This window comes from Neobacillus niacini (assembly GCF_000759675.1).
GTDB lineage: Bacteria > Bacillota > Bacilli > Bacillales > Cytobacillaceae > Neobacillus > Neobacillus niacini_A.
On the sequence record NZ_BAWM01000146.1, the window covers coordinates 66,438 to 76,494 of the forward strand.

At 34.2% G+C, this 10,057-nt stretch carries 10 protein-coding genes, 1 pseudogene and 1 other annotated feature; of the genes and pseudogenes, 8 read left to right on the forward strand and 3 right to left on the reverse strand.

The window, feature by feature from the left end; genetic code table 11:
• Positions 1-89: 89 nt before the first annotated feature.
• Positions 90-521 (forward strand): SMI1/KNR4 family protein, encoded by a 432-nt coding sequence (locus TR08_RS26365; RefSeq protein WP_045523331.1) that lies wholly within the window; start codon positions 90-92, stop codon positions 519-521.
• Positions 522-1,333: 812 nt separating this feature from the next.
• On the opposite strand, the gene TR08_RS26370 is transcribed toward TR08_RS26365, so the two are convergent.
• A complete protein-coding gene (locus tag TR08_RS26370; RefSeq protein WP_045523333.1) occupies positions 1,334-1,729 on the reverse strand; it encodes a DUF3224 domain-containing protein in 396 nt (131 codons plus the stop codon).
• Between the two features lie 276 nt (positions 1,730-2,005).
• On the opposite strand from TR08_RS26370, the gene TR08_RS26375 reads away from it, so the two are divergent.
• The gene (locus TR08_RS26375; RefSeq protein ID WP_045523335.1) at positions 2,006-2,341 is read left to right on the forward strand and encodes a DUF7668 domain-containing protein; all 336 of its coding nucleotides are present in this window, start codon (positions 2,006-2,008) and stop codon (positions 2,339-2,341) included.
• Between the two features lie 359 nt (positions 2,342-2,700).
• On the opposite strand, the gene TR08_RS26380 is transcribed toward TR08_RS26375, so the two are convergent.
• A complete protein-coding gene (locus tag TR08_RS26380; RefSeq protein WP_045523336.1) occupies positions 2,701-4,056 on the reverse strand; it encodes a S8 family peptidase in 1,356 nt (451 codons plus the stop codon).
• A 461-nt stretch (positions 4,057-4,517) separates the two neighbouring features.
• Here TR08_RS26380 and TR08_RS33460 point away from each other — a divergent pair.
• The 4 genes and pseudogenes from TR08_RS33460 to TR08_RS33470 all read left to right on the forward strand — a co-directional run.
• A pseudogene (locus TR08_RS33460) lies at positions 4,518-4,637 on the forward strand (GNAT family N-acetyltransferase); the annotation flags it as partial.
• A 210-nt stretch (positions 4,638-4,847) separates the two neighbouring features.
• Positions 4,848-5,177 carry a hypothetical protein gene (locus TR08_RS26385; protein ID WP_045523338.1) on the forward strand — a complete coding sequence of 110 codons (330 nt, stop codon included), beginning with the start codon at positions 4,848-4,850 and terminating at the stop codon, positions 5,175-5,177.
• A 160-nt stretch (positions 5,178-5,337) separates the two neighbouring features.
• A complete protein-coding gene (locus TR08_RS33465) occupies positions 5,338-5,925 on the forward strand; it encodes a hypothetical protein (protein ID WP_238579253.1) in 588 nt (195 codons plus the stop codon).
• Positions 5,926-5,953: 28 nt separating this feature from the next.
• On the forward strand, positions 5,954-6,334 hold the full coding sequence (locus TR08_RS33470) for a hypothetical protein (protein ID WP_238579254.1): 381 nt from the start codon (positions 5,954-5,956) through the stop codon (positions 6,332-6,334).
• A 139-nt stretch (positions 6,335-6,473) separates the two neighbouring features.
• Here TR08_RS33470 and TR08_RS26395 read toward each other — a convergent pair whose 3' ends face one another.
• Positions 6,474-6,686: a hypothetical protein gene (locus tag TR08_RS26395; RefSeq protein ID WP_045523345.1), complete on the reverse strand. Its 213-nt coding sequence runs from the start codon at positions 6,684-6,686 to the stop codon at positions 6,474-6,476.
• A 236-nt stretch (positions 6,687-6,922) separates the two neighbouring features.
• Here TR08_RS26395 and TR08_RS26400 point away from each other — a divergent pair, with 236 nt between their 5' ends.
• Together TR08_RS26400 and lysS are read left to right on the forward strand one after the other, a co-directional pair.
• Positions 6,923-7,522, forward strand: a complete 600-nt coding sequence (locus tag TR08_RS26400; protein ID WP_045523347.1) for a pyridoxamine 5'-phosphate oxidase family protein — start codon at positions 6,923-6,925, stop codon at positions 7,520-7,522.
• A 463-nt stretch (positions 7,523-7,985) separates the two neighbouring features.
• Positions 7,986-8,253 (forward strand) — a binding site (T-box leader).
• A gap of 96 nt (positions 8,254-8,349) precedes the next feature.
• Complete coding sequence (gene lysS / locus TR08_RS26405) at positions 8,350-9,810, forward strand: lysine--tRNA ligase (RefSeq protein ID WP_045523349.1); 1,461 nt, start codon at positions 8,350-8,352, stop codon at positions 9,808-9,810.
• The last annotated feature ends 247 nt before the right edge of the window (positions 9,811-10,057 follow it).

Genomic DNA, 10,057 nt, shown 5'->3' on the forward strand with positions numbered 1-10,057 from the left:
ATAGTGTAGGTTAGCTGAAGAAGGAAATATTTAATTTGTTATTACAATTAATAAAAAACAAATGATTTATGGTGAAGGAGTTTTATCTAATGCAGAATGTTAGATATTTAATTGAAACAAAGAAACCTAGTGTTGATGAATCGGCTATAAAGTTGACAGAGGAAAAGTTAGGAGCAATTTTTCCCGAACAGTACAAAGAACTTTTTAAGTTAATAAATAATCCCGAAATCGGTGAATGGATTCTCTTTCCTATTAAAACCCCAAAAAATGTTAAAAAGACTTGGGATGATGTTGTAAGACAAAATAAGGAAGTAAGAGATGAAAGAATGTCTGAAGACCTTATAGCAATTGGTGATGATGGTTCGGGAGATAAACTGTGCTATAAAAAAATAAACGGGAAAATGGGCGATACCATTTATCTGTGGGATCACGAAACGACAGAATTAGATGAATATGCACCTAGTTTAGAGGAGTTTATTATTCTAATTTCTGAAGAAAATGATGACTTTGATGAAGAGTAAAAAGTAAGAACCTTTTTGAGCTAACGGGTGCGATAGTTCAGGAAGCATTTAAAAAGGACCTAAGATGGTCCTTATCGCTTACATTCAAAAAATAAGGCAATCCTGTTGGCGATGGCAAACAAAAAAAGTGTCGGTCGCATGATACAAAAAAGAGAGCTATACTTTCATCAACACAAAAGACGTGCTGTGCAATAGCGGGATTACAATATTTATAGGTATCTAAAATTATCATTATCAAATTTTATTATTTTTTTTTATTTTTATTATTTTTATTAATTTTATTATTATTTTTGTTCTTGTTATTGTTTTTGTTATTATTATTATTGTTCTTGTTTTTGTTATTTGCCTTGGACACGAGTTTTCACCTCTTTTTCAATTAAGTTGTAATATCATATTCAAAATAGAGGGGCATGCTTAGGTAATGTGCCGTTGCAGGAATTATTTAGTCAAAAGCAGTAGGAATGTTCACCCGAAGCCCAGAAAGGGATCTATGGAAACGTCCTATTTTTATTTTACGACCTTAATATTCGAAATTTTCGCACCTGCAGTTTTTAATAATGGAAATTCCTTTTTCAATTAAAAGAAATTTTCATAATCAATAAATAGACAAAAATTTTATGCTCACTTCTGTCAAAGGGGTAATAAAAGAATTGTGAACGAATTTACTTAAAGTAACGGGTGGCTTAGTGGAACAGTGGGGTTGTTGCGGCAGCCCTTTTTTTATTGAACTAACGAAGCAGGATAGTTGAAGAAGCTCGTTCGACGAAAAGGACATTCCTGATAGTACAGAGATGCCCTTTTTTACTGTTTTGTTAGAAATTAAAGTCTAGAATCATCTTACTGGTTTCACCTGTAAACTTATAATTATAAGAGCCTTTCAAGCTTTCTAAGTCACCGGTAGCTTTGATAATTGTTGCTGGAGAATCTAGATTTCCTTTATCAAATATTCCTTGCTCTATAGCTGTAAATGTCCCCCGTTTTCCCTTGTATGCTCCTTCGAAATGCAAAAATCCAGAAATTTTAGAAGTGGCCAAGTGACCATCATCTATAGTAGAGTTTATATAAAATAATAAATATTCAACAAAAGCTTTTCCTGTTAATTCACCCTCAATATCATATTCGACATGGGCAATATTAATAGGGAATTCTCTTCTAGTGTCATCTACTGGCTTTTCATCCCATTTGCTTACTGTAAATGTTACCTCCATGCGTAAATCTCCCTTCATTATAAAATAGTAATTCACCTCCAGTATAATATCCAAAAAGTACCATTATCAATAATTAAATTGGAGTGTTTTTATTAATTTTTCTTTAATAACTTTGTGAAATATTACACTTAAAGTAACGGGGTGCAAGAGTTGAAGAACACAGCTGCCATTTTGGTGGCTTTTCTTATTGCACTAACGTAGCAGGTTACTTGAAGAAGGACATATTGAAAATACCTAGAATTTTATTAGAGATAACTATTTGAATGTGGTGAGTTTATGGAAATAAAAAATAATATAATGTCATTACTGAGGGAGACTGTTTTAGATTTTGTTCAAGGCTATTTTAATAAAATTCAAGCAAAGTTAAAAGATGGGCTTACAATCAGTGACCTTAGAGAAGAGTTGAGTTACTGGGGTTCATTAACGATTCCACCTGATACAGCTTATGAAAATGTATATTTTTATAAGTATGATGATGGATCAGGATATGCTTTGGAATTTGAACTCTGGGTTGGTAATCAACGAAGCGATATAACATTATCTTGTGAAGCCATAATAGACGAAAATGATAATATTCTATCTTTTACGATTGAAAATCTACACGTATTATAAAGATGTTCTTATTAAGCTAACGGGGTGCTATAGTTGAACAAGACATTTGTATTTTAAGCAGTCAAAAAGACTATATAAACCAGAAAATGGCTTGCCAAAACTGATGTCAGTTAGCAAGCCATTTTTATTGTCATTTATATGAAATGCACTTCAAAATGGAACCCTTTAGTTGGTGGTTAGCTGTTGTTTTTTTAAACTAACTGACCTCTTGATTCAAATAAGCCCGATTGGATCTTTCTCAGTTTTTATGGCAGAAAAGTTACCCCTAGAATGATTAAAAGTGCAAAAAACATTAATAAAATTTTACATAGCCATTAAATAAACAAAGCTATCGGAATCCCCGATAGCTTTGTTTATAATTAGTATTTCAATGCGTTAACTGCATTAATTAATCCGTTACCGGACTTTTCATCGTATCCTGGTTTGAATACATCTTCTGCAGATTTCAGAATAATGTGTTTTACTTGGGCAGGATTCAATTTATCCTTCCCATGTTGGGCAATAATGACGCCGGCAAGTGCTGCAACTTTTGGAGCAGCCATGGAAGTCCCCGCTTTATAACCCCAACCGCCTGGAACTGTAGCAAAGCATAAATAAGAATTATCTCTTCCCTCTTTTGTTTCAGGATTATAGTTAGGGCCTAAATCTCCACCTGGAGCCATTACATCAATTTTACCTACTCCATAGTTTGAGTAGTAAGCTAGATTCTTCAATTGACCGCCTGCAGAAACCCTAATCAAGTTCTGATTGCTCGGGCTTCGATGTGTAGCACCTTTATCATCACCAGAAAGTTTACCAGGGCTGCTAATATCAACGCCATTATTCCCGGCGGAACCTACAACTGTAACGCCTTTTTTGATGGCATAATTAATCGCACGATTAAACATTTGTACATCTGCTACAACGTCTTTAGTTGCATATTCTGGGTCCTGGAACCAATCGTAGCCGCCTAATGACATATTTACTACATCGACATTATCGTCAGCAGCAGTCATTAATGCTTCAGCGATATTAGCAGTGGAGGCACTTCCTGTAGGGCCAAAGACACGATATGACGCAACTTTAAGGTCAGGACCTACTCCTAACGTTCTGCCTTTTGCTGCAATTGAACCTGCTACATGTGTGCCATGACCATTTTCGTCCTTAGGATCAGAATAACCTGGAACAAATGATTTCCCGTAGGCATAATTTGCTTTTAAATCTGGATGGGTATAATCTATCCCTGTATCGATAACGGCAACAACAATATCTTCCCCTGAAACTGATTTACCTGTGCCCCCAGGAAGGGTCCATGATTCCCCATTATTGGTTACTTGTTTAATATCCCATTGATTCTGATCGTATAAATCTGGTTTAACGGATGCAGCTTCCTCATAGGAGAACGTTGCTTCTACAGATGGTGCCTCAGCATAAACTTTGTTTTCTACTCCAGCTTCAGATACAATGGAAGAATTTTTAACTTCTTTTAGGAAATTGGGATTGCTTGAGGATACCTCAACAGCCCCGAGTTTTTCCAACCTATGTTGAACTTGTCCACCAGCTTTTTTTAGTAAATCCTCGTAACCAGCTGGGAGATTAGCCTCATCTTTAAAAACTACTATGTATTTCTTTTCAATTGATTGGGCATGTCCTACCCCTACACCACTTGCAAATACAGTTGATGCACATAACGTAAGGCTAAGTGCACATGCCAAAAAACCTTTCTTGATTGTCATGAATTGACCTCCTTTATATTTCCTAATTTTCATTATATTGCAAATTGTTAGTTGAACAATCTACTTTATTCGACAGTGATAAACCGACAAAAACCCCGAGTATTACTTTTGTACGAAGAAAATAACATTATATTCCAATAAATTAAAGAAAATTAGTAAATTATCAATAATTTACCTGGTAAGAAAGGTGGCATTTATGCAAATTTTGTCGAAAATAGCATGCTATTTCCCTATCTAGATTTTCTTAAGAAAATTCATTGTTGAGCCATCAGGAACATTTTCAAAAAAACAATCTTTATAAAAAACCTATTTTGCACTTGTAATTTTTTTTAGAGAAACTTTTGGTAAAAAAATTCTAATAATCTCTAATTTTTCCGGAGAGTGCCTGGCATTTTATTTCCTCTTATTTCACTTTGTCAACGAATGTATTCGTATATGTTTTGCTTAAATCGATGTTCGCATCTTTTAGCTTCAAGGCACCAGACTTTTATCAGAAATGTGGATATAAGGTTGTTGGAAAATTTGAAGATCACCCAAAAGGAAATAATCAGTATTATTTTGAAAAAAAATTGAGTCATTAACAAAAAATAAATTTACCATGCTTCTATAACGAGGGATTGCTTTTTTCTTATTCAAGTAACGGGTGCTTGAGTTTAACAAAGAGTCGGGGCTGCGACTCTTTTTTTCTTGTTCTACTGACGGGGCAGTTTAGTGGAAGATAAAAAAAGGACACAATGGAAAATTGATGGTAAAATATAGGGAAAGTTAATAATCAAGCGAGGCGTAATAGTATGTATTGGGAGACACTTCCAAGTTGGGTTTGGGTATTTTATTACTTATTTTTATTTCTAACATTAGGAATTGGAATTTCTAATGTAATTCGAAAAAGAATGTTAGGTCTTTCTATAATTGCAATTGTTCTAACAACTACTGTTCCGATTATTAGTATGTTAAATAGTATTGGAAGAGCAAAGGGTATGAATGAATTTGAACACTTAGTAGCTCAGTTACAACAAGGTTCAATCTGGTCTATTTATGCAGTCTTAAGTTTTCTATACATAGCTGTATTCCTCATAAAAAATAAGATGAATAATAGAGTTTCCAAATCACAAAAATTGTGAAGGATTGTACTTAAACTAATGGGTGCTTGAGTTTAACAAAGAGTCGGAGCTACGGCTCTTTTTCTTGTTCCACTAACGAAGCAGTTTAGTGAAATAAAGGAAAAAAGTTAATGTGAATAGAATAATGTAGGATAATCAAAATGAGGTGTGAGTATTAATTATGAGAAATGATTTATGTGAAGCCTGTAAAAGAAACGAGATTAATGTTGTAGAAAAGTCGGATGATCCTAATCAGCCTTATAAATTATGCAATCAATGTCACGAACGGCTATTAAAATATTCATTACGACCAATTGAATGGTACAATCTAGCAGTTGTTCACTCTCCAAAAAAATTTTTATTGCACGATGATTTATATGAAGAAGACGGAGAGGCTTGCCAACCAGAAGAAGATGTATTTGTAACTAAAAAAGATAAAGCACCAACATTACGAGCCGTTCGAAATGATTTGGAGTCTTTATTAGATTTTTCAATAACCAGATGGTTTCTTGAGGATGATGTAATAAATGCCCTTAAAAAGCACAATACCCAAAAGACCCTGAGTTCTGTAAAATCTAGGTTTTATGAAACCGAAAATTACGAAGTAAAATCACGAATGTTGGAAATCGTAGCTGATGTTTTAGGTACTTCTGCTTCGGGATGGGTAAGGGAACTTTGGGAGAATTATGACGAAGAATTTCTTTACCCAATTTCTTGGGCAACAGCCAGTAGTTTGCCAGCCGAAGAGGGATTAAATAATATAATTTGAAAAATTAAAATTGGTAAGTGAAAAAGAATTGCCAATAGCGGCTTTTACCTGCCTATACCGTTTCCGTTCGAGCAATATACTTGATTGGATTGAGTCAACTTGCACGATTTTTAACGATAATTGGGGAAGGCTGGCTGCAGTATGCTTTCCAACCTGGGAAAGAATGAAATCTTGGCTAAACAAAGGAAGACCTTTAAGTTTAATAGCACTGGATACAATGGCGAACTGTGTTAAAGGTTATGGTGACATTTATGTTGAGCAATTTTCTCCTAAGATACTCGGAACGGAAATAAGTGAGGTTGACCAAGTATTAAATGAATATTTTCACATAGATGGTGTTCCTCGTGTCAAAATGAAACTTTCTAGAATAATGGAGAACGAAAAAGAAATATTTGAATTAAACCGTTAAACAAGGTAATTTGTGAAAAAGTGTACTTAAAGTAACGGGTGCTTTAGTTGAAGAAAGCCACTGATTTTTATCAGTGGCTTTTTTGTTTGTTTAATGGAAGACCTGTACGATGAACTATTTATTTAATCACGGCGGAATTCTAGTTACTTAATTCCATTAATAATTCGTGGACAATGTGTTGTTCAAAATCCTTTGGCGTATCCAATAGTATCCCTCTTCTTGACGCAGCTGTAATTATTAGTCCTAATTCATAGTACATATTTTTAGAAACTAATCCTTTTGAAATCATTTTCTTCACTTCATAATAAAATTGAATCAAAAAATCACTTGGTAATTTTTCATACAAAGACATTTTTGGAAACACCTACTATTCCTACTGTTATAATATGAATAATATCAATTAAAACTGAAATTGAAAAGAGTTTTTCGCCAGATTCATAAATTTGTCATTTTATTACAGGTGCGTTTGACAATACTGCTTTAATCTTGTTGAACTAACGAAGCAGGTTAATGGAAGAAATGAATAATAAACTTAAATATATCTATGTGTTAAAATATATAGAGAATTAATGCAAAGGTTGGGAGACAATGTCAAAGGGTGAACATTTACTACAGGAACGTTATGGTACTACAAAAAAGGCTTCCACTTTTTACGAAAACCAAATGCTTAATTACTTAAATGAGCAGATGACAGAGTTTATATCAAAACAAGTTATGGTATTTATAGCAACTGCTGATTCTAGTGGAAACTGTGACTCCACTTTTAGAGCTGGCTCAGTAGGTTTTGTACGGGTAATTGATAAAAAAACATTAATTTATCCTGAATACAAGGGGAATGGTGTTATGGCAAGCTTAGGAAACATCATTGAAAATCCCCATATTGGATTAATGTTTATAGATTTTTTTGAGCATAACATTGGGTTACATGTCAATGGTAAAGCTTCAATAATAGAAAATAGAGAATTGACTTCATTAAAATTATCAGAGAAGATAATTAATGACATTAAAGAAAAAGAAGGAAATAGACCAGAACGTTGGGTAATTATCAAAATTGATGAAGCTTATATCCACTGTTCAAAACATATCCCAATGCTTAAACAGATCGATAAAAAAATATACTGGGGAACCGATGATGAAAAACAAAAAGGTGGGGACTTTTTTAAAGTAAAACATAGTAAAAAAGTTTAAAAATGTTTTTCAACAAATTGGCGCTTTAACAAATCTAAGCTATATGACTGATTAGCAACTAGTCGTGAAAAAATTGATTATTGAAATCGTCGGTTTTTTCTTTCAAGTTCTTCTTATGGGGAAAAGTGTTCCAAACAACAGTTAAAACAGAAATATCAACAAGCCAAAGAATTAACGTATGAGATAAAAGACCTTCCTAATGTGTTTTGAAGGCTTCATAATTTTGAACAAATTCCTTAAGACTGCGGTATAAAGGTCGAATTTGTTATTGATACTGATACTGATAGAATTTATTCACCTTCTTATTAAGTAACGGGTGCTTTTGTTGAATATCTAGCTGTATCAGTTCAACTTTTTTTATTCAGCGAACGGTCAGTTTAGTTGAAACAAGAAAATTAATCCTGCATATAGCAATTGACTAAAGCATTTATTTAAGCTAAGATATTTTCAATTAATACGGAATAATAAGGCTAGGAAGAGAAGAGTAATTTTGATTAATTATTTTCAGAGAGCTCCGGTAGGTGGGAAGGAGTAATAATGATCTTAATGAAAAAAGACTTGGAGCTTCGCACGGATCTAAGAGCGTTCTTAGTGATAATGCGACGGGATCTCCCGTTAAAGAGATAGGGTATAATCAATTATTAAAAAATTGCCGTACCCGAAGAGGTTGATATGGTGACATATCAATAAACTGAGGTGGTACCGCGGAGCTATAAACTCTCGTCCTCAAGATGTATATCTTGGGGGTGGGAGTTTTTTTGTTGTTTAGAATTATAAATCCATAATTAAAAACCTTATAAACCAACTAAAAGATTGGAGTGAAAAGAATGAGTAATGAACAAACAAATTATAGAATAGAGAAATTAGAGACTTTAAAATCGCAGGGGATTCCAGTTTATCCTGAAAGGTTTTCTACAAATTATGAACTTTATGAAGCCACTCAGCTTGAAGACGGAACTTCTGGAGTCCGAGTTGCCGGAAGAATAATGAGTATTAGAAACTTCAGCAAATTAAGTTTTATTACTATTTCAAACATACAAGGAAGCTTACAACTTCTTTTAAAAAAGGATGAGATTGGCGAGGAACCTTTTAATCAATTTCATAATTTATTGGATATTGGAGATTTTATCGGTGTGGAAGGACGTATGTATACGACCAAAACGAATGAGAAAACACTTCGTACCGAATTCTATGTGTTTCTTGGGAAGGCGTTGCGGACTCTTCCAGAAAAATGGCACGGTTTAAGCAACGTCGAACTTCGATATAGACAGCGTTATTTAGATTTAATGATGAACAAAGACACACAAAGTCGTATACTAGCCAGAACCAAAATGGTACGTGCCATTCGCAGATTCTTTGAGGACCAGGAATTTTTAGAAGTAGAAACACCAGTTTTACAGCATACTTCCTCGGGGGCTTTAGCTAAACCTTTTAGGACCTATCATAACTCTTTTGATACTGAATTAAATTTACGAATTGCACCGGAAACTTATCTCAAAAGGTTAATTGTAGGTGGTTTTACCAAAGTATTTGAATTTGCCAAGTGTTTTAGGAACGAGGGGATTAGTCCTCAACATCTTCAAGAATTTACAATGGTTGAAGGATATGCAGCATACTGGAATTATGAGGATACAATGAAATTAATGCGTGATATGGTTCTGTTTGTTCTAGATCAAACCTTTAATACAACTACCATTACCATCCAGGGTCAAACGATAAACTTTTCACTAGAATGGGACATTGCCTCTTTCAGGGATTTAATCTTAAAAGACACAGGGATAGATATAGACCTTTATCCTGATGTTAAAGATTTATATCAAGAAGCATTGAGGAAAAATATCAACTTAGAACATTCCGACATTGAATCTTTAGGGAGAGGTAATTTTATTGATCTACTTTACAAGAAAATGTGTCGACCACAACTAATTAAACCGACATTTTTAATCAAGCACCCTATAGATTTATCCCCACTAGCTAGAGCCAATGATCAAAACCCTGCTCTTACAGACCGGTTCCAATTAGTGGTCAATGGTGCGGAAATCATAAATGCCTATTCAGAACTGGTTGACCCACTTGAACAAAGAAGAAGGTTGGAGGCCCAAGCCTATCTTAAAAGTAATGGAGATTTAGAAGCTATGGAGATGGATGAAGATTATCTAACAGCTATGGAATATGGAATGCCACCCATTTCTGGATGGGGATTTGGAATTGAACGATTATTAATGGTACTAACGGATAGTGATACAATTAAGGATTGTGTTTTATTTCCATTAACTAAAAAACTATAGTGGACCCCATTAATAGTGTCAATATTTTGTCATAGGTGGTGGACTGTAGCCCCAGTTACCACCTAAATATCGAACAATAAAGTTTTTAGAGCACGGTTCCTTCTTCAACTAACTATGGCTTGAGCTTTACAAAGGGTTGCTACGGCAGCTTTTTTCTTATTGAGCTAACGTGGCAGTTGTGCGGCCGAGCATAGGTCGTATCATATAGCGGGTGGGATTCCCGTCGAGAAAGAACTAGCCATTCACT

Coding starts and splice junctions, on each gene's coding strand:
- TR08_RS26365 (WP_045523331.1), top strand. CDS start 90: ATGCAGAATGTTAGATATTTAATTGAAACAAAGAAACCTAGTGTTGAT.
- TR08_RS26370 (WP_045523333.1), bottom strand. CDS start 1,729: ATGGAGGTAACATTTACAGTAAGCAAATGGGATGAAAAGCCAGTAGAT.
- TR08_RS26375 (WP_045523335.1), top strand. CDS start 2,006: ATGGAAATAAAAAATAATATAATGTCATTACTGAGGGAGACTGTTTTA.
- TR08_RS26380 (WP_045523336.1), bottom strand. CDS start 4,056: ATGACAATCAAGAAAGGTTTTTTGGCATGTGCACTTAGCCTTACGTTA.
- TR08_RS26385 (WP_045523338.1), top strand. CDS start 4,848: ATGTATTGGGAGACACTTCCAAGTTGGGTTTGGGTATTTTATTACTTA.
- TR08_RS33465 (WP_238579253.1), top strand. CDS start 5,338: ATGAGAAATGATTTATGTGAAGCCTGTAAAAGAAACGAGATTAATGTT.
- TR08_RS26395 (WP_045523345.1), bottom strand. CDS start 6,686: ATGTCTTTGTATGAAAAATTACCAAGTGATTTTTTGATTCAATTTTAT.
- TR08_RS26400 (WP_045523347.1), top strand. CDS start 6,923: ATGTCAAAGGGTGAACATTTACTACAGGAACGTTATGGTACTACAAAA.
- lysS (WP_045523349.1), top strand. CDS start 8,350: ATGAGTAATGAACAAACAAATTATAGAATAGAGAAATTAGAGACTTTA.